The organism is Piscirickettsia salmonis LF-89 = ATCC VR-1361, assembly GCF_000297215.2.
GTDB lineage: Bacteria > Pseudomonadota > Gammaproteobacteria > Piscirickettsiales > Piscirickettsiaceae > Piscirickettsia > Piscirickettsia salmonis.
The window spans coordinates 1-21,056 of the sequence record NZ_AMFF02000064.1 but is presented as its reverse complement, the minus strand read 5'-3'; the positions used below and the strand labels follow the sequence as shown (position 1 = coordinate 21,056).

Here is a 21,056-nt window from a genome sequence, read left to right as displayed (position 1 = left end):
CGGTCACAATGCAATCATATTTTTGCATCAATCGTGGCATTTTGTAAACTAGAAACATTGAGTGTAAAAGCACAACTTAACCACTTTGCACTCAAATATAAATTACTTGTGCGGTCAAATCAAATAGCTTTTGAAGAGCTTAGGCGATTAAAATGTTTATGACCTGTGCGTAAGGTGAGTTGTATAAAAACTATTTTCTTGCTGAAAATTTCTTTCTTTTTCTTCTCCAATATTATTGTCCTCCATAAAACTTTGCTGCTTCATTTCTGGTTGGTTAGGACTAGATGAGGGAGTTTCAATAAATAACGATTCATCAAATGATAAGTTATATTTTCGACAATACTTTTCCCAGTGCTCCTTTAGATCATCCTTACTAAGGCTTTCTTCCATAGTAAACTGTAATTCATGATTCTTTTTTGTGATTCCTAACGGATTACTATCAACAGAATATTCAATATTCTCATCATTATTAATGTTAGTAAAATACTCAGATAAATCACTTAATTGTTGATAATTTAACTTCATCTCTTCAACCTCTCTTACTGACAATAATTACAATTATGCAAAAAAATAATATAGTGAGAGCAACACCGCTGTTATTGAAAAAACAAGACTATTTTTATGAAAGGTTTATCTCAGCCAAAAATAAAAAAAGATCATATCAAAATTATTTAACTAACCTTTTACTCCCCAACATATATATTATAATAATATAAAAATTATCATCCTTAGATAACTAGATAAATATATATTAATTAAATGATTCAAATCAGCACTTAAAAATTTAAATAACTTTAAAAAAACTAAGTTTTATTTCTAAGTGCTCTATTTATTTATATAAATTATTTAATTTTTTAGTCTTGGCCAAACTCAAAACTAATTTGCTCGGCACGTGTTTTAGCTGCAGATAATGTATTTTCAAAAATTTCATAAATGCCACTTTGCTCTAGTACTTTCACACCCTCTGCAGTAGCCCCGCCCTTACTCATCACCTGTTGGCGCAAAATATCAATTTGCTCATCACTTTCTAATGCCATTCGTGCGGCACCTAAGGCTGTCTGTATGGCCAACAAATGTGCCGACTGTTGCTCTAATCCCATTTTAATGCCGGCTTTTGCCATCGCTTCTATCACGAGAAAAATATACGCAGGCCCACAGCCTGAGAGTGATAACAGCGCATCAAACTCAGTTTCAGAGTTCACCCATAAAACTAAGCCCACCGCACGCATCAGTGACTCAGCACCCTCACGCTGTAACTCTGTCACTGTAGTGCCAGCATATAAACCCGTTGCACCACTGCGCACCAAAGCCGGTGTGTTTGGCATCGCACGAATAACTGGCACAGACTCCCCCAGCCAATGCTGTAACATCCGTGTGGTAATTCCTGCAGCGACAGAGATTACTAGGCACTCTTTTTGTTGAATCAGTGTTGCATACTCTGCAATCACCGCTTTTAAACCTTGTGGCTTTACCGAAAAGACAATAATTTCTGCTTGTTCTATAACCTGACAAATGTCATTAATGGCATTAATACCAAACTGTTCTGTTAATAAAGTACACTTCTCGACATTACGATCTGCCACCCAGATCGTTGATGCCGTATAACCATCTGCAATTAATCCGGCAACAAGACTGCGTGTCATATTACCACCACCAATAAAACCAATTACTTTGTTCATTTTTTCCCCTTTAATCTCGAGCACCAAAAATATCTGTGCCCACTCTTAACATCGTTGCTCCAGCACAAATCGCCGCTTCTAAATCTGCAGACATACCCATCGATAATTCAGAAATTACTAACCCCTGCTGCACTAAGTCATCACGCAACCGAGCTAACTGTAAAAACTGCTGATATTGAGCCTCAAAACCCACTAATTTTTTTGGTATTGCCATTAAGCCCCGCAAAGATAATCTCGGCAATCGCGCAATTTTCTCTGCCAATATTAAACATTCATCAGGTATTACCCCTGATTTTGTTTCTTCAGCAGCCAAATTCACCTGAAGACAAATATTTAACGCAGGCAAATACTCCGGGCGCTGGTCATTTAAACGTTCTGCTATTTTCAAGCGATCTACCGTATGCACCCAATCAAAATGCTCCGCAATCTGGCGAGTTTTATTACTTTGTAATGCTCCGATAAAATGCCAGTTAATTTTTTTATTTTCGCCATCACTAGAGTATAAAAATAATTCTTTTATTTTTAGCAATGCATCTTGCAAATAATTTTCACCAAAGTCACACTGCCCAGCTGTCATTGCTTGCGCAACTAAATCAACGGGCTGCGTTTTGCTAACTGCAATCAATGTTGGCCGATCTTTGCGCCCTGATTTAATCATCGCTGCATCGATACGCTGATGAATATCAGCTAAATTATCGGCAATTACCATTAATTTAAATACTCCATATTAATATTAATATTAATCTTAGCCTTAACTCATTTTATTTATCGGCTTAACATTAAGCATACCCAGTCTTTCTTGCAGCGGCGCTGATGCACCGGGTAATAGCGTAATCATTAGATTATCAGCAGAATAATGCTTAAAGTAATACGATACATAGTCATTAAATATGCTCAGCAAATTCCCTTCATAACAACCAATCTCTTCATTTATACAGGCAATACGTGCAGCAATACCACAATCTTCTAATACCTGAAAGTTACCAATCACATAATTGGGCAACCCCATAATAACGCGCAATGATGGTCGAATTGCAAGTGGTAACTGATCGCTCTCAAATAAAAATAATGTCTTAGCTAATACTTGCTGACCTTGATCACTGTGAGCCAAGGCTAATGCCAAACCCATCAGTAAACTTGCTTTAGGTACTAAAATTAAATGGTAGCGAGAATCTAAACGAGACGAGCCATTAACCTTATAAAATTTATCTAACAACTCGCCATTACAGTCACTATTTTTTATAGTAAAACTATAATTTTCTTTGTTTTTCTTATCTTCAAAAAATTCAGAACTCGCGTTGAAAAGCACATCCACTCTGAGCCGATCCGCAGCACATTTTAAAATAATACCTTCTAAAGTATCACCTTGATTATGTATATGGCAGGTTAAGCACTTTCCAAAAAGATCGATGGATTTATCAGCTAATGCGAGTCTTAACCAGCTATATTCTTTACCCGCAGGCTTAATCGCAACGATTTTTGCTAATAAATTACTCACCGTCACTGTGACCTTGATCTTGCTCATGCAGCCAAGTTTCTATAATGACCACCGCAGCCATCGAATCTAACTGATCCTGACGTTGCAAACGTGATTTAGCCTCTATAGAAGATAAACGTTCATCGACTTGAATCACCGGTAGTTTAAAGCGCTCATGCAAACGATTAGCAAATTTACGAGCAGCATAACTAATCGGGTCAATCATTTGTCCATTCATATGCAAAGGACGACCAACAATTAAATAATTAGGTTGCCACTCTGTTATTAACTTAGCAATTTCATCCCATGTCGGAATACCGTCACGTGTTTTCAATACCGCCAATGGGTTGGCACTTTGCAACAAGGTCTGACCCACGGCCACCCCCAAACGCTTCATACCAAAATCAAAACCTAAAACTATCTGCTCTCTTGCCAAAATACTGCCCTTGCGTCTTTCTGATCACCGATAACGATTAACTAGCGCAAATACGCTTACTAAAAAGCTATCCTATCATAGCAGATTCGAGTTAAATGTAAGACTTAAGATATAGTAGAATTAAGATTAAGCACGACCAACATCAGAAGATATCTGATAGAGATTCACACCAATCAAGCTTGCCGCCGCTTGCCAACGCTCTTGAAAAGGTGAATCAAAAATTAACGGCGTCGCCGCTGGCACACAGAGCCAAAGATTGTCAAAGATACCTTGCTCCAACTCACCAGCGCCCCAACTACAATAACCTAAAGCTGGTAGGATATGCTGAGGCCCTTGACCCAAGGCGATCGCCTCGAGAATATCACGTGAGGAGGTCACAGCAATATGTTCATTAATATGCAATGTTGTTTGCCAGACCTCTTCTGTTGGGTGAAGAATAAAGCCACTCTCTTGCTGCATTGGCCCACCGGCAACAACTTCCAGCTGGCTGTCTTTCGGTGACTTGCAACTAATATCGACATAATTCAACAGCTCGCCCAGGGTTAGACCAATGGGCTTATTAATCATAATTCCCATCGCACCTTTTTCACTATGCTCACAGATATAGATCACCGACTGTGAGAAGTTCGGATCTTCAACATGCGGCATCGCCACTAGAAAATGGTCGACTAGGATCATCACGCTCAAGAGCCACCTCCCATCATCGCAGAGCCTAACCTAAAGTATAGGCGGCTCACTGCATATTCAGTCGATCTCCAAGCTCAAATCGCCAAAGACGTGTGATTTCAAGAATATCCGTATGCTGACGCATATTTGCAGTTAATGGTGCAAAAGGCGCTGAACGTTCAACAATTTCAATGGCAAAATCATCAAGCGCTTGATTTCCAGAACTTTGCTTCACAACCACATGCCGCAAGCCGCCATTATGGTTAATTGCAACCAGTAAGCGCAACTTACCTGCTAAGCCTGGATGACGGGTTCTTGCATACAGACGATTGCCAACGGCCTCAACCTGATGCCGCCAAGCCAATAAATAAAGCGCATCTTCATCTTTCAGTGTCGCCACAGGTAAATTATGCTGTAAGCCACGCATCTGTTTTACTACTGGCACAGATGAGCTTGAATTTATTTGTGATTTTTTAAGCCTTGCTTTAGCTTGCCTCGTCACTTTATGTTGATTATTACTATTAAGTTTATTTTTCGCTGCGAGTTGAGATGAAGATTTAGGTTTAGATACAAGCGTCTGTGCTTGCTGCTTTGCTACATGCTCAGCCTCGCTCAGTGCTGTCGGTGCACGACGAATTGGCTGAGGGCGTTCAGAAGGCTGCTCGGCCAGGCTCTTTTTTTTCATTGCGACACCCATCTGAGCGGTGGCATTACCCGCAGCCCGTTTAACTTTACCCGATAACAGCTCACGTGCCACTGCTTGGGCTTTTATTGGAGTCACTGGCTTTTTCTGCTCTTTTTCCAAGCGCTTGATCGGCTCTGCAACTAAACTGATATCTAAAATTTTTGCAGGCGGTTGGCGCGTTTTAACATCAACCACAGCCGTAAAAAAAAGCATAGAAAGCGCAGTAAAAACAAAAATAGCAACTGCGAAAGCATAGAGTAAACGTGCGCTAACATGATGATCGCAGGCGAGTAAAACACGTGAGGCAACCCGTGCAGAATAAGCGTATGGCATTTATTTTACTTTACGAACAATCACCTCAACGTAAGACCTACCTTCACGATTTAAGCGTGCTTGTAATGGTTCGGTGCCAATAATTTCATAGCCTTGATTCAATAGCCAGTCTTTATAATCTTGTACTTCCATCAACACATTATCTGCATTTTTAATCCATAAAATTTCACTTTTAATATGGCCAATGCGCTCTTGTAACAGCATAGCAAACCCCAAATTGAGCTTCATATTTCAGACAATGCACTAACCATGCCAGGCCAATCCATTGCAAATCCTTCATAACCGTTATACTAATTAACAACAGGCCAATTAAAATTAAAAGTAAAAAAATAAATAAAATTATTAACTTTTAACTTAATAAATAAAGATATTAAATAAATTAAAGATAAATTAAAGATAAATTAATATGAATATATCAACATTAAGCCATTTAAAAATAAAACCAATAAAAATAATTATAAAAATCACTACATTAATAGCTATCAACACCAATTTAGTTTTAGCAAAAGCCCAACTGCTAAACTTTACCACGGGGAAATTTCCACCCTATAGCACAGGTAGTACTGACCGGCCAGAAGGCCCCATGCATGATGTCATTTTAGCAACCTGCACTCAAATGCGTAAAGACTGTTTTTTCCACTTTGTACCGTGGAATTTTTCTATTATGATGACTCAAAATAATCGTACCACTGGCTTTTTCCCAACAGTTAAAAATTCCTCATCAGAAAACTGGTTAAAGTTTTCAAAACCAATTATTAACAGTGAATTTGGTTTTTTCACTTATAAAAGTAAAAAGAATATAGATTCAACTCGTAATTTGCAAGGTTTTAAACTAGCCACACACGGTCCAAGTGAATTAATGCGCCAACTAGTGCAGCTTAGCCAGGATATTCCTAACAGCATACTTTATATTGATCAAGATATCGAAAATAGCTTTAAGCGTTTTAGTGATTCAAATAAAAATAACTTTAAAAACTATGCAGTCCTTGCTGATAAAATCACTGGCGAATATTTAATTAATTCTTTAAAACTAAAAAATGTTCACTATCGTTTGAAAGTTGCGGATATACAATATAGCGTCGGTTTTCCTAAAAAAAGCGTTAAAGCAGCAACTATTGCTCAGTTTAACGCATCTCTAGCTACAGTGCTCAATGATCAAACCTTCACTGAGCAGGTAGAGAAAAAATATGGCGTACTACTTGCCAGCAAAAAATAGCTCACGCTCATTATTAGCCGTATCAATCACCGCTTTTGCACTGATATCACAATCATGCCAAAAGCTTGCTGACTCTGCAGCTTGCTCAATTAACATCCCCAAACCATCTTCAGCAGCTTTAGCACCTGAACGACGCGCCCAACTCACAAATGCAGTTTCCTGTTGATTATAAAATAAGTCATAACAGGCTGTCTGCGAACCTACTAAACTAGCCGGTAAATCAAGCTCCCCTCCCGATAATTCAGCGGAGGTTGCGTGAATAATTAGATCAAACTCACCTAAATTTTCAAGCTCTGCCACTGCAGCCGCTTGAAAGATACCCTCAGTCACTTGAAATTCTTTAACCAACTGCTCAGCCTTGTCAAAGCTACGATTACAGATCACAATTTTCTTAGGTGCCATCACCGTCAGCGGCCCTAAGATACCACGCACAGCACCTCCTGCACCTAAGACTAAAATCCGTGCACTTAAAATCATCAAGCCCAAGTTCACCGTCAAATCGCGCACCAGACCAATACCATCGCTATTATGCCCCCAAAGCTTGCCTTCTTTCATTGCCAAGGTATTAACAGCCTTTGCTGTTTTTGCCCCCATCGTTAAGTGCTCACACAAACGATACGCTTCTTCTTTAAAAGGTAACGTCACATTAAGACCACAACCTCCTTGGGCAAAAAAAGACTGAATCGTCGCCTCAAACTGATCTAAGGGTGCAAGAATCTTATCATAATAATATTCACCCTGTATTTGCTCACGAAATCCTTCATGAATAAAAGGCGATAAGCTATGCGCAATCGGATTACCGACAACAGCGAATTTTTTCATCCAACTTCCCCTAAACCATTTGATTCATTTTGTTTGTTCATTTGCTGGCTTAATACCTGCAAAGCACGCTGTAGTTGATTTGCACGCTGCTGACACTGACGCTCATCACGCTTAAGCTTCGCCTGGTAATACTGCAACTGCCTAAAGCGATTATACACACCTTCAAGTGCGGGGTCTTTATCCAGCTCTTGTTGTGTCTTTGCCCAAACTATCGCTTGATGCTGATCATGCAGCACCTTTTTCAGCTGCTCTTCGCTATTGTGCAACGTTTCATCAACTGCATTTAGCTCACGAAAAAGCTCAGCCAATAAGCTGCGCTCTTCTTTAATCGTATGTGAATTTCCAGCTAGCACTGCCAAAAAATAACTCAGTGTTCCCCAAAAAGAGCGATCTTCCTTAGTGATGCTTTTAACACGATTACTAACAATTTGGACTTCCCCTTCAATTTTCTTTTTTTGCTCAAGCAAGTGCTCATAAGCTAGCAGGGTATGTTGATAACGCTTCACATCCACACAAATAACAGCCAACGCACTGGTCAGCCGGCATTGCTCATCATTTAATTTTTGCAAACGCCCTTCAATTTGACTTACTTGCTCAATTAAGCTCTGGCGACTATAAACAAGACCATGCGACGCATCCAGATTGCCTTCTTGCATAATGCTATAAGATGATAATACCGCTTTAACATACTCTTGGTTTAACTCTGCCATAGCCACACGCATCAAATGGCGTTGCTGTTTGCGATAATCAGTCAAAGAACGATCAACTAACTCCTGCGCACGCAATCCGCGATGACAATCTGCTAAACTAAAACTGCGTTGCTCGTCACAGTCAGGAAATGCATAAAAATAAAGCGCTTCCCCAACTAACAGTACTAAGCGCAAGCTCTCTTGATATTCATGTTGCAAAAAATTAAGTGCTTGCTCAGACCAGGCGTTAACATCAAAATGCTGGGTATCGATGCTCTGACTCGGATAAATCACTTTGCCACGCAATAATACCAAGGCTGACTGACTTAGCTTGCGGCCTAAACGATCTTTGGCATCCTCAATATAATGCTCAAGCAAAGGCAATAAAGACAGCTCGCCCAATAAAACCTGACCCTGTTGCGCATGTAATTCTACACTTTTTAAGCAATCAGCAACCGACGCTTTACTGCGCCCACCTTTACGCGAAAAAGTCTCTATGCCCAGCCAATCAACAGGCTCATGCTCACTTTCCTTAGCTATTATCGCGTCCATGCTAACTCCCCTCTAGTCTACCCGCTGAATTATAAATCCGTTTAATTCTAATTTAATACTAAGACTAAGCAGCAAAAATCGCCAATAAAGCCAATAGTTTTAATAAAACGTAAGCGTCGCTACCTCGGTAGGTATTTTGCACATCCAATGATGCAAAATCGCCGAGCAAAACGCGACGACTATAAACCCTCGGCTGTCCGCGTCACACAGCGTTACGTGCCTTGCTTAGCACTCCATGGCTCGCAGCGAATGCGCTGCTTTGGCTTATTGTTAAAATGTTAGCAAAAAAGGCGAGATTCTAAGCACTGTAACTGTTCTGCCAGCAAAGTTGCAGAGTCCAAACACAAATTAATATGGCCCACCTTGCGCCCAGCCCGTGCTGACTTACCATAACAATGATAGCGAGCCTGATCCGATAGGCTTAACACCTCTTCAAGCTTAGGCATGGTACCTAAACAGTTAATCATTGCAGCATGTCCTAGTGCACTAACCTCGCCTAGCGGTAAACCTAACACCGCACGCAAATGATTCTCAAACTGTGACGTTACCGCAGCATCGAGCGTCCAGTGCCCTGAATTATGCACACGGGGGGCAATTTCATTGGCAATTAGCTCACCCTGTAATGAAAAAAATTCAATGGTTAGTACACCAACATAATTGAGCTTATCCAGCAAACGCTCTATATACCCTTCCGCTTGCTGTTGTAAAGCAGAGTTATCTAACACCTTAGATACATGCAATACACCATTGCGGTGCGTATTTTCAGTGATCGGGTACACTTTAATATGACCTTGCTGATCTCTAACACCAATCACCGAGATTTCAAAGTCAAAGCCAACAGCAGCTTCTAGAATTAACGGCTGCCCACCCATATCCTGCCACGCCCGCGCCAGATCATCTTGGCAACGTAACCAGTATTGCCCCTTGCCATCATAACCAAAACGACGTGTCTTCAACACACATGGCAAGCCCAGCGCATCGACAGCGGCCTTTAAATCATCTTCACTGTTAATATCCGCAAAACCCGCTGTTTTAATGCCTAGCTCATTTAAATACTGCTTTTCTAGCAAGCGATCTTGGGCAATTTCTAAAGCCATTAACAATGGGTAAAAATCAACACAATCAGCAATATACTGAGCTGCCGTGACTGGAATGTTCTCAGTTTCTACTGTCACCGCATCCACTTGCTGAGCAAACTGCTTAAGCTTTTTTTCATCAGTAAAACTCCCTCGCACTACATCAGTGACATCACTGGCTGAGTTTGCCATCGTCGGCTCATAAGCAATAACTTTGACTCCTAAAGGATAACCAGCTAAAGCCAGCATACGAGCAAGCTGCCCACCCCCTAGCACCCCTAAAGTTTTCACAGTTAATTCTCCTTAAATTACACTTCTTGCGGCAATGAATCAGCCAGTACATTTGCTGTTTGCTGATGACGAAAGGCTGTAAGTGCATCAGCTATTTTTTCATCATGGTTAGCTAAGATACTTGCTGCCAGCAAAGCTGCATTGATCGCGCCGGCCTTACCTATAGCCAAAGTTCCGACCGGAATGCCTGCTGGCATCTGTGCAATCGAGAGCAAGGAATCCATCCCGTTTAGTGCTTTAGACTGTACTGGTACGCCTAATACTGGCAATGATGTTTTAGCTGCAACCATCCCTGGTAAATGAGCAGCACCACCGGCACCAGCAATAATCACGTGCAGCCCCCGCTTTTTAGCTGTACTCGCATAATCAAAGAGCAAATCAGGCGTACGATGTGCTGAAACAATACGATACTCATGCCGGGCACCTAATTGCTGCAACATCTGCACCGTATGCTGCATGGTTTCCCAATCACTACTTGAGCCCATAATGACGCCGACTAACGCTTGAGATTCATTCATCATCACCCTCCTGATTGTATCAAAATGACACTGACTATTGCATAGACTAAAGCAGGCCCAATCATACATGAAAACACCTAGCGCTCAAAGCACAATGCCTTGCCAACAGTTGCCGTCAGCCCAGCAATTGCAGTACACTGCATAACTTAATCAACTGTAATTCTCGCGCTATTATTTTGGAGTGATCATGCAACAAGTGGTTCTTGCCTCAAGTAACCTTGGTAAAATCCGTGAAATTGAGCCTTTACTTAGCAATCTTCCCTTACAGATCATTCCACAAAGCCACTTTAATCTCACTGATGCCGTCGAAGATGCAGCTACCTTTGTTGAAAATGCCTTAATCAAAGCACGCCATGCTTGCCAACACACACGCTTACCGGCCATTGCCGATGATTCAGGCTTAGCCGTTGCTGCACTCAACGGCGCCCCAGGGATTATTACCGCTCGCTATGCCGGTGCAGCACGCTCAGATAAAGCGAATATTGATAAAGTTTTAGCAAAGCTTGCAGATAAAACCGAACGCCAAGCTGAATTTCACAGCGTGATGATTTATATGGAACATGCAGAAGATCCTTGCCCAATTATCTGTCATGGCCGCTGGAGCGGTAATATCTTATATCAACGCCAAGGCACGGGTGGATTTGGCTATGACCCAATTTTTTGGGTGCCGACTCATCAATGCAGCGCGGCTGAGTTACCTGCTGAAGTGAAGCAAAAAATTAGCCATCGCGGCCATGCACTCACTAATTTAGTGAATGTATTAAAGAAAAAATACAGTAATAACTAACACTCATGTTAATTACTGCATTACCTCCGCTATCACTTTATATTCATATTCCTTGGTGTATAAAAAAATGCCCGTATTGCGACTTTAACTCGCACCCGATGCGCGGTGATTTGCCAGAAGCAGAGTATATCCAACGTTTAATTACAGATTTAAAACTAGAGCTTGAAAATCTATCAAACTCAAATCCAAATAATACACGTGCTTTAAGCAGTATTTTTATCGGTGGCGGCACTCCAAGTTTATTTTCTCCAAACTCTATTTATGATTTATTGACCCAAATACAAAGCTTAATTCCATTTAAAAATGATATGGAAATCACTCTAGAAGCCAACCCAAGCACATTCGAATATCAACGTTTTATTGATTATAATCATGCGGGTATTAACCGTTTATCTATCGGCATTCAAAGCTTTAACAATAGTCAATTAAAAAATTTAGGGCGAGTACATGACAGCAAAGACGCCTTTGCAGCCATCGATATTGCTCATCAATCCGGCTTTAACAGCTTTAATATCGATATTATGTATGGCCTACCTAAACAAACTCACAACCAAGCCTTAGCCGACTTAAAGCAAGCGATTGCTTTAAAACCTCCTCACTTATCTTGGTATCAACTTACTCTTGAGCCCAATACGCTATTTCATGCCCAACCGCCTAAATTACCCGATGATGAGTCCATTTGGCAGATGCAGTTAACAGGTCAAGAGTTATTAAAAAAGCAAGGGTTACACCAATACGAAATCTCTGCTTATAGTCAAGATCAACATCAAGCCAAACATAATACTAATTATTGGCAATTTGGTGACTACCTTGGCATCGGTGCCGGTGCCCATGGTAAAATTACATCAATTAAGCAAAATAACATTACGCGACGCTGGAAACTAAAACACCCCAAAGCCTATCTAGATTCAAAACAAAATTTACTGGCAGGATCACAAATAATAAAGCCTGAAGATTTACCTTTTGAATTTATGATGAATGCACTGCGTTTAACTACGGGTGTACCAACAGGCTATTTTTCTGCACGTACAGGATTAGCATTCAGCACCATTCAGCCCAAATTAACTCAATTACAAACACAAGATTTATTAAGTGCAAATCCAGATACAATCTGCACAAGCTTTAAGGGCAGGCAGTTTTTAAATAGCCTGCTTGAAAAATTTATTTAAATGCTACAGTCATTTTCAAAAGGAGACCCTCATGAGTAACATTAAGCTTGGCATTATCATGGATGATATTAATCAGGTAATGCCTGAAAAAGACACCGGTTTTGCCATGATGCTAGAAGCCTCACGACGAGGTTATGATATTTCCTACATTCAACAACATGCACTTTATAGCACTAATGGTAAAGTCTATGCCCATTGCCAGCAAGTAACCGTACAAGACCAGCCTCATGATTTTTATCAAATAGAATCAGAACAAACACTAGACTTAAGTACACTCAACGTTATACTCATGCGTAAAGATCCACCATTTGATCTAGAGTATATCTATACCACCTATATGCTTGAGCAATTAGAAACTCAAGGTGTATTGGTCGTCAATAAACCACAAAGTCTGCGTGATTTGAATGAAAAATTCACTATCAGCCGTTATGCCAAATTCTGCACACCAACATTAATTACAAAAAACAAACTTCAAATTATTAAATTTTCAAATCAACATGATGAAATAGTAATTAAGCCTCTTAATTTAATGGGTGGAGAATCTATTTTCAGAGTAAAAAAAGGCGATCCTAACCTTGAGGTTATTTTAGATACCCTTAGCAAAAATCACAGTACAACATTAATGATACAAAAGTTTATTCCTGAAGTGATATATGGCGATAAACGCATTTTAATCATTAATGGCAGCCCTTACCCTTATGCCCTAGCACGCATTCCAAAAGATGATAAAAGCCGCGCTAATCTTGCCGCCGGCGGCACAGGTATCGGCCAAGCATTAAGCGAACGCGATTTAGAAATTGCCCAAACAGTTGGCCCCATGCTTAAAGAAAAAGGTGTGTTATTTGCCGGTTTAGATATTATCGGTGATTATTTAACAGAAATTAATGTGACCAGCCCCACCTGTGTACGCCAACTTGATGCACAATATAGTGATAATATTTTAGCCACACTTTTTGATGTTATTGAAACAAAAGTTAAAAATTAACTAAATAAAAACTATACTTTTAACCTATTTTAGTAGACTGGCTATTCATTAGCCAGTCATTTAATTTACTTATTAACAATATTAGTTAACTATTAAATAAAATTCATTTAAATATAAATTAATTTATATTAGCTATATTTTCCTATGTATTTAAAATATAAAAACAAAATTTTCATTCATTACCTTGCTTATCAAGCTAAAAAAATGGCACTGTGCAAGTAAATGCTGACCACATTGCAGAGCACTATGTCAAAACACTCATTACCGCCGCTCTGTTTGGTGATATGGCTTAAAAGTGGTATAAAAAGTGTTGTGTGATAAATGTTGTTTTTGGAAATATAGAATAGGGGACTTTGTGCGTTACTCAAAGCTGCTTTTGCATAGTTTGATCATTGTTATTTGTGCTGCAGTAATATTTTTTATCTATTGGCCTAGCAAGGCGCAAGAACCTGCTCAGTCTTATTCTAAGGTTACAGTGACTGTAGCACCTGTAAGAAGCCAGTTATCGTCAAATACCATTTCTTTGAATGGCTTACTAAAAGCGAAAAATCAAGTTGAGATTGCAAGTCAAATGGCTGGACTTGTAAAGCATATCTACTTTCATAGCGGTCAAAGTGTTCAGCAGGGTACTGTACTCGTGAAGCTAGATGATGGTGTTTATCAGGCGGATCTGTCATCAGCACAAGCAAAGTATGCAGCCTATGATAAGCGTTATAAGCGGTTTGTGTATTTGAAAAAATTTGGTGATGTGAGTGATCAAGATTTAGAAGCGGCTTATATTAATCTACGTAGTTATCAGGCAGAGATGGATAAGCTGAAGGTGCTAATTGCTCAAACGGTGATTAAAGCACCTTTTTCTGGTCGATTGGGAAAGAGCCAAATTGTCGTTGGTAGTTATGTCGATGCTGGAAGCACGTTGGTGAAATTGGTCGATACTGAGCAGCTTCTAGCAAGTTACAATGTCCCTGGAGAGTACTACCCTCAGCTAAGAACTCAGCAAGTAGTTACCGTTGCAAGTGATGCTTACCCTAACCATTTATTTCAAGGGAATACCCAGTTTATTTCTCCAATTATTGCCGCTGATACCAATACCGTATTGGTTCAAGCGCTGATTGATAATCCAGATCATAAATTAACTGCAGGAATGTATGTTAAAATACAGCAAAATATTGGTAAAAAAATAAAACAGCTGTTGATTCCAACAATAGCATTAATGCCTGTGATCGATGGAGAGCGTGTTTACCTTATTGACGATCATAACCGCGCGATGTCTGTATTGGTGCAAGTTAGCCAAATTCATGACCATTATGCCACTGTTCTTAGTGGCTTAAAGCCGGGGCAAAGGGTCGTGACTGCAGGGCAAGAAAAACTAAAGGACGGTGATAAGGTGCAAATTATTCATTCGGAGGCAAGTATTTGAGTCTTCCAGATTTTTGTATTAAAAATCCAGTGATCACCGTTGTTATTTCTCTGGTGATTATTTTACTAGGGTTAATTGCTTATACTCGTTTATCAATTACAGGTTACCCTAATATCTCTCTACCGCAAGTAGGTGTTCATACGACCTTATCGGGTGCAAGTGCATCTTACATGGAGAACCAAGTCAGTGCAGTGATTGAAGCTCAACTTGCCAATTTAACCGGAGTTGATTTTGTCGAGTCTAGCAGTCAGCCAGGAGTGAGTGATGTGCTTTTGCAGTTTAAGCACGGCGTTAATATCAATCAGAAAGTCAACGAGATTAGTAATGCCTTGGCCAAGGTTTCAAGCCGTTTACCGCATGGTATTGTTGGTCCCGAAGTCCATGCGGCAAACCCTAATGAAACACCGATTATTAGTGTGTTTATTGCTGATGACAAACATAATATTACTTATTTAACTGATTATATTAAACGTTATATTCAACCACAGTTACAACGTATTTCCGGTGTGGCAACAGTCAACGCTTCAGGGAGTCATAATTATGCTGTGCGGATGTGGCTGGAACCTGCAAAAATGGCTACGTTGCAGGTGACTGTTGAGGATGTGATTAATGCAATAAAAAGCCAAAATACCTTGAGTCAAAACGGCGAAATAAAAACAACAAGCCGAACTTACCCATTGATTCCTGATGCACGCATTAATCGAGTCAATGACTTTAATCATCTCATTATTAGCCATAGCCAAAATAAAAATATTCGTTTTGATAATATTGGCTCTGTAGGCTTAGGGTCGGATAATAATCAGTCCTTTTCCACTTATGATGGCAAAAAGGGTGTGAGTATTGGTGTTGTGCCTGCAAGTAATGCGAATCCGCTAGAAGTTGCTCAATCAGTGTATCAAAGTGTGAAGATGCTTGAAGAGCATTTGCCTGAAGGTATGAGCATTAAAGTTGCCTATGATTTAAGTTTATTTTTACAATCATCGATTGATAGTGTGTATGAATCCCTCTGGGTGGCGGCAGCTCTTGTTGTTTTGATTGTTTTTATTTTTTTAGGTTCATTAAGGGCAAGTTTAATCCCATTACTTACCTTACCAATTTGTTTGATTGGCACTTTCTTTTTTATTTATCTTTTTGGCTTTACCCTGAATATTATTAGTTTACTCGCTTTAGTATTAGCCATTGGCCTAATCGTCGATGATGCCATTGTTATTTTAGAAAACAGTTATCGCTATATCCAATCAGGTTTACCCGCACGTCAGGCCGCATTTAAAGGGACAAATGAGGTGGTTTGGCCGGTTATTGCAATTAGTTTAACACTCGTTGCCGTGTATGCGCCATTAGGATTAAGTCAAGGCTTAACTGGGCAGCTTTTTTGGCAATTTGCCTTGACTTTGATTATTGCTGTCGTTCTTTCTAGTCTTGTGGCTTTGACTTTAGCGCCGATGTTGTGTGCTTATTGGTTGAGTGAGAAAGAAAACAAATTTCAACAAAATATAAGCAGTGTACTCAATTATTTGTCAGTACGTTATCGGCTTATTTTATCTTACTGTTTAAGTCATAGAAAGGTTATTATTGCAGGTTTTATCTTTATTTTGATAGCAGGTTATGGGTCTTATCGTCAGTTGCCCAGCGAGTTAGCACCAGTTACAGATCAAGGCTATATTAATATTCACTTTAATGGTCCGACAAATGTGAGTGCGAGTGATATGCAATCTCATGTAAAATCATTGGGAGCTGTATTTGCCAAGCAAAGTAATGTGAGTCATTTTTTGATAAATAGTGGAGAGCCAAATACTAGCCAAGGTCAGGCAACTTTACTCCTTAAGCCTTGGGGAGAAAGAAAACAGTCACAAGAAGAAATTTCACAACAACTTGCAGGGAAGTTAAGCCAGATCCCTGGGATTAATGCAGTGATCGCACCGCCACCGCCTTTAGGAATTGATGGACAAGGTGGCTTTAGCTTGGAGCTTGTATTGATGACGCCAAGGAGTTATCAGTACTTAAATCAAGTGGCGACAGATCTGCTTAAAAATTTAGCACATGCTCCAGGCCTTCAGGGAGTAACGACGAATGTGAAATGGGATAATTTTGAATACCGTGCTCAAGTAAATCGGGCGCTTGCTGCTGATTTAGGTGTGGACACGGCTGAAGTGACAAATACATTGTCAGTATTAATGGGGGGGTATCAAGCCGGTGATTATTATTACAATGGTTACCCTTATGATATTATTTTACAGGCTTTGCCTAATCATGTAGCTCAACTCAGTGACCTGCAAAATATTTATGTTAAAACAGCATCTGATACAATGGTGCCAGTTTCAACGCTAGTTAATATCACACAGTCAACGGAACCGACGGTACTTGCTAACTATAATCAACTACATTCGCTACATATTATGGCTAATTTAAAAAGTGGTGTATCAATGAGTGATGCGATTAGCAAAATTAGTACAATATGCAATAAATTTTTACCCGATGATGTGAGTTATCAATTTTTCGGTCAAACTAAAAGCTTTTTATCTTCTAAAAATGATATGGCTGAGAATTTTATTCTAGCGATTATTTTTATTTATTTATTTTTAGCTGCACAGTTTGGCTGTTTTATACAGCCTTTGATTATATTAACTGCAGTACCTGTTGCTATGGCAGGTGCAATATTTGCGTTAAGTCTCACCAAGGGGTCACTGAATTTATTTAGTGAAATTGGCTTAATTACGCTGGTTGGATTAATTAGTAAACATGGGATTTTAATTATTGATATTGCCAATAAAAAATTAGCTGAAGGATATGATAAGTTTGAAGCCATTTTAGAAGCTGCACAATTACGTTTAAGACCTATTTTAATGACGACCATGACGATGGTATTAGGTGCTTTACCCTTGATTTTTCATGGAGGTGCAGGAGCAGAAAGCCGGATGCAATTAGGTATAGTTATTGTCGGTGGTTTAGTATTCGGCACATTGTGTACTTTAGTGGTTGTTCCAGTATTTTACAGCTTATTTTCAACGAACCGCATACCAGCCTTATCAAACGCTAGGAGTGAAGAAGCGCAAAGCTAAAGCTAAGGAATTACCAGGCGCGGTAATAAACTGCAAGCTTTTTATGTAAATCAACGTCACCATCATAAGCGTAGTCATCAAAATAGAGTCTTTAAAGGGCTGGCTAAAAATACGCTTCAACGATGGATTGGTTCTATGATTTTAAGCTTCATCTGATTGCAAATGGTATGAGAGAGCTGATGACCTTTAAACTTATAAACTTAGCCAGGCAACAACGAACAACCGTAGATTATTCTTCTTAAGTTTGACTGGAGTGCTTCTCAACATAGGCTTTAAACGATTCCAAATCAGCGGTAATATAAAAGTGCGCTTTTTGATAGTTTGTTTTGGCTGAAGGTCACCTTGTTTAACAGCATCGACTGCTCGCTCCCTTAAAGCTAAATTATAGGGACGCATATTATTTTAAATTTCACTTTAAAAACAAAGCACTATTATATTCAATTTAAGTGTCCGGTGCTAATTGAAGATCGCCATATAAACATTAATATTATAATCAATCACCAACTGATTTTATTCTTAAATATTGATGCAAATTTACAAATAAGGTTAGATTAATTTATTGTTGTATCTTTTATGTTTTTCATGTAAATCTAAATAAAACTTTTTATTTTAGATTTAGACGTTAGTGTGAATCTGGGAGTATAGGTACATCGTATGCCACACGTTATCTGGCAAGCTCAAGATGGGCGATCAGCCGAAGAACAACGGCACCTTGAATGGCAAGTTGCCGAACATTATTTAAAAGATACTTCGGCAGGAGTACAAATAAATCCCAAATCTGGCAATAAAAAAACAGCCTATAAAGTTCCTGGAATAGAAGAAAATATTTATTTAACACATCGTTACTTGAAAGGAGGTGAGGGCGAGATTTTTGTCAAATCAAATAGTGATATCTTAGGAAAAGGAAGTTTTAGTCAGGTCACTTTTGGTCAGACAAAAAATGGTCGAATGTGGGTGATCAAAGAGTCTGAAGAAATCCCCGAAAACTCACAAGAAAGTGAGATTGCACTTGACCTGGGCCAAGCAAAGAAACCATTTAAAGGTCAAAGCAAATTTTATCAAGTATATCATTTTTTAGGAACCTCTCTAGATCACTACTTAGTTAAAAACAATCTTACAAAAGAATTGCAGTATGATTTAGCCATTAAAATGGCACGCGCTGTTTACCACTTACATGCAGGGACTTATTCACGACAGTATGAACAATATGCACACCTGGATTTAAAACCGGCAAACTTTTGTATTAATGGTGAAGGCGCTGTTTATTTAATTAATTATGGATTTTCAGAAGAGTTGCCAGGAAAGCTTACTGAGTGCAAAGGCTCTATAACTTACTTGCCTGATGTTTGGCAGGGAATGAGTAAAGAGGCGCTCGATGTCCTTGCATTATTACGAAGTTTATATCTACCTAAATATTTCAAAGCTGTGGGAGAAAATAGGCAGAGAAAGTGTGATACTCCAACTTCTGACATTCAGTGGGTTTTTAAGGAGGATGTTTTATCGAAGAGTGTCTCATTAGCTGGCCTATTATATACACAAAGGGGTAGCGTACCAAAAGTATCAGCCCTTGATGTGTTGTGTAATTTGATTTTGCTTAAATATGATTTAGACACGCACAGCAACCGCCAAATAGTATCTGCTAAGCCCCATGTATTTGCGCAAAGATATCAGCGCTTAGAGTCTATAGGGCTTAATCAACTGGTGTATGTGCAAAAAATAATTAATGAGCCAGATTTTATTAAACACTTTGAAAAGTATAAACCTGAATTTTTAATGCTTACTCAAGCTGGACTTGATCAGGATCAATACAAAGGAAAATATATAGAAAAATTACTTGCTGACCCTCGGCAATTTGCTCAAAGTTATAAATATTTAGAAAATCAAGGAATTAAGCCTCAAATATATCTACAAAAAATACTGGACAACCCTACACAATTTAAGCAAAACGGTCAGAAATTAAAAAATCTTGCTCTTAAGCAGCCAATTTATATTCAAAAAATACTTGATAATCCTGCATTGATTACTCAATTTGAAAAATACCCAGAGGTATTCTTAGATTTGAATCGCCTTGGCCTTAATCAGCGTGAACATATTGACAAAGTACTTCAAACGCCAAGGCAGTTTATGCTAAGCTACCGGCGCTTAAAGGACTGTGGGCTAAATGCAGCAAAATATATTCAAGTAATACTTGATGATCCTCAGCAATTTGAGCAGCGCTGTCAGCACCTAGAAGCTTTTGGCTTGGATCTATATCGCTTTATTGAAAAACTTGTTGATGCCCCTACTACTTTTGATGACAATATTCCGGGCATGCTTAAGCTACATGCAGTCTACAAAAAACTTTCTGAAAAAATTGCAGCTAATCAACTTCTGGTGCGTGGAGTACTTGGTGTTGGGGTTGATATTATTTTTAAAGGAGAGAAAAAAACAGTCCCAACAGGAATTGGTAATTTGTGGAGTGTTGTTGTAGAGAAATGGAAAACTGAATCTCACGCTAAAGGTACAACTCCACAAGCAAATCTGCCGAGTATGTTATGGCTATCATATCGGGATTCGCAAACACAAGAAGTGTATCAAAGTATTAATCAGTTATTATCATAAGCTATTAATGGTTCTATCGCATTTTGCGCATCATGTTAGCGTGTCACTTTTTCTCAAGCTGTAATCATGATCAATTTCAGCGGTCGTCACTTTAAAAAATATGATTATGACGGCGATCCGTTGGTATATTGCTTACACCCTTAGTTATCATGACATCGAAAAACTAATGGCAGAGCGTGGCATCCAAGTTCATCACTCAACGATTCCCCATACTCATTCTATTTTATAGTGTATATAAAGAATATCATCCCATTATCATTATTTACTCACCTTACGCACAGGTCATAAACATTTTAATCGCCTAAGCTCTTCAAAAGCTATTTGATTTGACCGCACAAGTAATTTATATTTGAGTGCAAAGTGGTTAAGTTGTGCTTTTACACTCAATGTTTCTAGTTTACAAAATGCCACGATTGATGCAAAAATATGATTGCATTGTGACCGAACAGTTTTAGTTGGTGATTATGCTAAACTTGCATTTCATTTAATCGACTTATGATATTCTTCAATTTTCCATCGTTTTTGATAGATTTTGTAAAGCCCATCACCATCCGTCTCTAAATCATTTGTTATTAAATAGAGGTGACCTGTTGAC

General features: G+C 39.1%; 21 protein-coding genes and 3 pseudogenes. 11 read left to right on the top strand and 13 right to left on the bottom strand.

The genetic code is table 11. From position 1 onward, the window contains the following. Positions 1 to 162, top strand: a pseudogene (locus C200_RS16905) (IS701 family transposase); the annotation flags it as partial. On the opposite strand, the gene C200_RS06735 reads toward C200_RS16905, so the two are convergent. The 8 genes from C200_RS06735 to C200_RS06700 form a co-directional block, all read right to left on the bottom strand. Then, positions 157 to 525, bottom strand: a complete 369-nt coding sequence (locus tag C200_RS06735) for a hypothetical protein (RefSeq protein WP_016211108.1) — start codon at positions 523 to 525, stop codon at positions 157 to 159. The pseudogene C200_RS16905 and the gene C200_RS06735 sit on opposite strands and share 6 nt — an antisense overlap. Before the next feature lie 329 nt (positions 526 to 854). After that, positions 855 to 1,679, bottom strand: coding sequence for a pyrroline-5-carboxylate reductase (gene proC, locus C200_RS06730; protein ID WP_032126370.1), 825 nt, complete (start codon positions 1,677 to 1,679; stop codon positions 855 to 857). A gap of 10 nt (positions 1,680 to 1,689) precedes the next feature. Beyond that, positions 1,690 to 2,388, bottom strand: coding sequence for a YggS family pyridoxal phosphate-dependent enzyme (locus C200_RS06725; RefSeq protein ID WP_016211103.1), 699 nt, complete (start codon positions 2,386 to 2,388; stop codon positions 1,690 to 1,692). Positions 2,389 to 2,430: 42 nt separating this feature from the next. Further along, positions 2,431 to 3,204, bottom strand: a complete 774-nt coding sequence (locus C200_RS06720; RefSeq protein ID WP_230383339.1) for a hypothetical protein — start codon at positions 3,202 to 3,204, stop codon at positions 2,431 to 2,433. Continuing rightward, positions 3,170 to 3,592 (bottom strand): Holliday junction resolvase RuvX, encoded by a 423-nt coding sequence (gene ruvX, locus C200_RS06715; RefSeq protein ID WP_016211105.1) that lies wholly within the window; start codon positions 3,590 to 3,592, stop codon positions 3,170 to 3,172. The genes C200_RS06720 and ruvX overlap by 35 nt, the downstream gene beginning before the upstream one ends. Positions 3,593 to 3,718: 126 nt before the next feature. Next, complete coding sequence (locus C200_RS06710) at positions 3,719 to 4,270, bottom strand: YqgE/AlgH family protein (protein WP_032126371.1); 552 nt, start codon at positions 4,268 to 4,270, stop codon at positions 3,719 to 3,721. Positions 4,271 to 4,325: 55 nt separating this feature from the next. Next, positions 4,326 to 5,276, bottom strand: coding sequence for an energy transducer TonB (locus C200_RS06705; RefSeq protein WP_016211100.1), 951 nt, complete (start codon positions 5,274 to 5,276; stop codon positions 4,326 to 4,328). Next, positions 5,277 to 5,480, bottom strand: coding sequence for a hypothetical protein (locus C200_RS06700; protein WP_230383338.1), 204 nt, complete (start codon positions 5,478 to 5,480; stop codon positions 5,277 to 5,279). It lies immediately after the preceding gene. 202 nt (positions 5,481 to 5,682) lie between these two features. On the opposite strand from C200_RS06700, the gene C200_RS06695 reads away from it, so the two are divergent. After that, positions 5,683 to 6,492, top strand: coding sequence for a substrate-binding periplasmic protein (locus C200_RS06695; RefSeq protein ID WP_016211096.1), 810 nt, complete (start codon positions 5,683 to 5,685; stop codon positions 6,490 to 6,492). On the opposite strand, the gene aroE is transcribed toward C200_RS06695, so the two are convergent. Together aroE and C200_RS06685 are read right to left on the bottom strand one after the other, a co-directional pair. Beyond that, positions 6,472 to 7,314: a shikimate dehydrogenase gene (aroE, locus tag C200_RS06690; protein ID WP_016211097.1), complete on the bottom strand. Its 843-nt coding sequence runs from the start codon at positions 7,312 to 7,314 to the stop codon at positions 6,472 to 6,474. The two genes, C200_RS06695 and aroE, sit on opposite strands and share 21 nt — an antisense overlap. Next, a complete protein-coding gene (locus C200_RS06685; RefSeq protein WP_016211099.1) occupies positions 7,311 to 8,555 on the bottom strand; it encodes a hypothetical protein in 1,245 nt (414 codons plus the stop codon). The genes aroE and C200_RS06685 overlap by 4 nt, the downstream gene beginning before the upstream one ends. A gap of 147 nt (positions 8,556 to 8,702) precedes the next feature. Here C200_RS06685 and C200_RS16520 point away from each other — a divergent pair, with 147 nt between their 5' ends. Continuing rightward, positions 8,703 to 8,837, top strand: a complete 135-nt coding sequence (locus C200_RS16520; RefSeq protein ID WP_282916174.1) for a hypothetical protein — start codon at positions 8,703 to 8,705, stop codon at positions 8,835 to 8,837. Here C200_RS16520 and C200_RS06675 read toward each other — a convergent pair. Together C200_RS06675 and purE are read right to left on the bottom strand one after the other, a co-directional pair. Further along, positions 8,834 to 9,922, bottom strand: coding sequence for a 5-(carboxyamino)imidazole ribonucleotide synthase (locus tag C200_RS06675; RefSeq protein ID WP_016210706.1), 1,089 nt, complete (start codon positions 9,920 to 9,922; stop codon positions 8,834 to 8,836). The genes C200_RS16520 and C200_RS06675 overlap by 4 nt on opposite strands. 17 nt (positions 9,923 to 9,939) lie before the next feature. Beyond that, entirely contained in the window at positions 9,940 to 10,440 is a 501-nt protein-coding gene (gene purE, locus C200_RS06670; RefSeq protein WP_016210697.1) for a 5-(carboxyamino)imidazole ribonucleotide mutase, read from the bottom strand. Positions 10,441 to 10,627: 187 nt separating this feature from the next. Between purE and rdgB the strand changes: the two genes are divergently transcribed. The 8 genes and pseudogenes from rdgB to C200_RS16515 all read left to right on the top strand — a co-directional run bounded on the left by rdgB (position 10,628) and on the right by C200_RS16515 (position 20,690). Further along, a complete protein-coding gene (gene rdgB / locus C200_RS06665) occupies positions 10,628 to 11,227 on the top strand; it encodes an RdgB/HAM1 family non-canonical purine NTP pyrophosphatase (RefSeq protein ID WP_032126484.1) in 600 nt (199 codons plus the stop codon). 5 nt (positions 11,228 to 11,232) lie between these two features. Next, on the top strand, positions 11,233 to 12,396 hold the full coding sequence (gene hemW, locus C200_RS06660; RefSeq protein ID WP_016210700.1) for a radical SAM family heme chaperone HemW: 1,164 nt from the start codon (positions 11,233 to 11,235) through the stop codon (positions 12,394 to 12,396). A gap of 31 nt (positions 12,397 to 12,427) precedes the next feature. Further along, the gene (gene gshB, locus C200_RS06655) at positions 12,428 to 13,381 is read left to right on the top strand and encodes a glutathione synthase (RefSeq protein WP_016210703.1); all 954 of its coding nucleotides are present in this window, start codon (positions 12,428 to 12,430) and stop codon (positions 13,379 to 13,381) included. Positions 13,382 to 13,736: 355 nt separating this feature from the next. Beyond that, complete coding sequence (locus C200_RS06650; RefSeq protein ID WP_016210701.1) at positions 13,737 to 14,801, top strand: efflux RND transporter periplasmic adaptor subunit; 1,065 nt, start codon at positions 13,737 to 13,739, stop codon at positions 14,799 to 14,801. Next, positions 14,798 to 17,860, top strand: a complete 3,063-nt coding sequence (locus C200_RS06645) for an efflux RND transporter permease subunit (RefSeq protein WP_016210702.1) — start codon at positions 14,798 to 14,800, stop codon at positions 17,858 to 17,860. Before C200_RS06650 ends, C200_RS06645 begins: the two co-directional genes overlap by 4 nt. 60 nt (positions 17,861 to 17,920) lie before the next feature. Continuing rightward, positions 17,921 to 18,086: pseudogene (locus C200_RS15390) on the top strand (transposase); the annotation flags it as partial. A 428-nt stretch (positions 18,087 to 18,514) separates the two neighbouring features. Then, a complete protein-coding gene (locus tag C200_RS16105) occupies positions 18,515 to 20,461 on the top strand; it encodes a protein kinase family protein (RefSeq protein WP_016210704.1) in 1,947 nt (648 codons plus the stop codon). Positions 20,462 to 20,567: 106 nt separating this feature from the next. Next, positions 20,568 to 20,690, top strand: a complete 123-nt coding sequence (locus tag C200_RS16515) for a hypothetical protein (RefSeq protein WP_257129636.1) — start codon at positions 20,568 to 20,570, stop codon at positions 20,688 to 20,690. A 53-nt stretch (positions 20,691 to 20,743) separates the two neighbouring features. On the opposite strand, the pseudogene C200_RS16900 reads toward C200_RS16515, so the two are convergent. Next, positions 20,744 to 21,056 (bottom strand): annotated as a pseudogene (locus C200_RS16900) (IS701 family transposase); the annotation flags it as partial.

What these genes read in the sequence shown, in the direction of transcription:
- C200_RS16105 (WP_016210704.1), top strand. Translation starts at nt 18,515, where the DNA reads ATGCCACACGTTATCTGGCAAGCTCAAGATGGGCGATCAGCCGAAGAA.
- rdgB (WP_032126484.1), top strand. Translation starts at nt 10,628, where the DNA reads ATGCAACAAGTGGTTCTTGCCTCAAGTAACCTTGGTAAAATCCGTGAA.
- purE (WP_016210697.1), bottom strand. Translation starts at nt 10,440, where the DNA reads ATGAATGAATCTCAAGCGTTAGTCGGCGTCATTATGGGCTCAAGTAGT.
- C200_RS06700 (WP_230383338.1), bottom strand. Translation starts at nt 5,480, where the DNA reads ATGCTGTTACAAGAGCGCATTGGCCATATTAAAAGTGAAATTTTATGG.
- C200_RS06695 (WP_016211096.1), top strand. Translation starts at nt 5,683, where the DNA reads ATGAATATATCAACATTAAGCCATTTAAAAATAAAACCAATAAAAATA.
- hemW (WP_016210700.1), top strand. Translation starts at nt 11,233, where the DNA reads ATGTTAATTACTGCATTACCTCCGCTATCACTTTATATTCATATTCCT.
- proC (WP_032126370.1), bottom strand. Translation starts at nt 1,679, where the DNA reads ATGAACAAAGTAATTGGTTTTATTGGTGGTGGTAATATGACACGCAGT.
- aroE (WP_016211097.1), bottom strand. Translation starts at nt 7,314, where the DNA reads ATGAAAAAATTCGCTGTTGTCGGTAATCCGATTGCGCATAGCTTATCG.
- C200_RS06710 (WP_032126371.1), bottom strand. Translation starts at nt 4,270, where the DNA reads ATGATCCTAGTCGACCATTTTCTAGTGGCGATGCCGCATGTTGAAGAT.
- C200_RS06725 (WP_016211103.1), bottom strand. Translation starts at nt 2,388, where the DNA reads ATGGTAATTGCCGATAATTTAGCTGATATTCATCAGCGTATCGATGCA.
- C200_RS06735 (WP_016211108.1), bottom strand. Translation starts at nt 525, where the DNA reads ATGAAGTTAAATTATCAACAATTAAGTGATTTATCTGAGTATTTTACT.
- C200_RS06720 (WP_230383339.1), bottom strand. Translation starts at nt 3,204, where the DNA reads ATGAGCAAGATCAAGGTCACAGTGACGGTGAGTAATTTATTAGCAAAA.
- gshB (WP_016210703.1), top strand. Translation starts at nt 12,428, where the DNA reads ATGAGTAACATTAAGCTTGGCATTATCATGGATGATATTAATCAGGTA.
- C200_RS16515 (WP_257129636.1), top strand. Translation starts at nt 20,568, where the DNA reads ATGACGGCGATCCGTTGGTATATTGCTTACACCCTTAGTTATCATGAC.
- C200_RS06705 (WP_016211100.1), bottom strand. Translation starts at nt 5,276, where the DNA reads ATGCCATACGCTTATTCTGCACGGGTTGCCTCACGTGTTTTACTCGCC.
- C200_RS06685 (WP_016211099.1), bottom strand. Translation starts at nt 8,555, where the DNA reads ATGGACGCGATAATAGCTAAGGAAAGTGAGCATGAGCCTGTTGATTGG.
- C200_RS16520 (WP_282916174.1), top strand. Translation starts at nt 8,703, where the DNA reads ATGATGCAAAATCGCCGAGCAAAACGCGACGACTATAAACCCTCGGCT.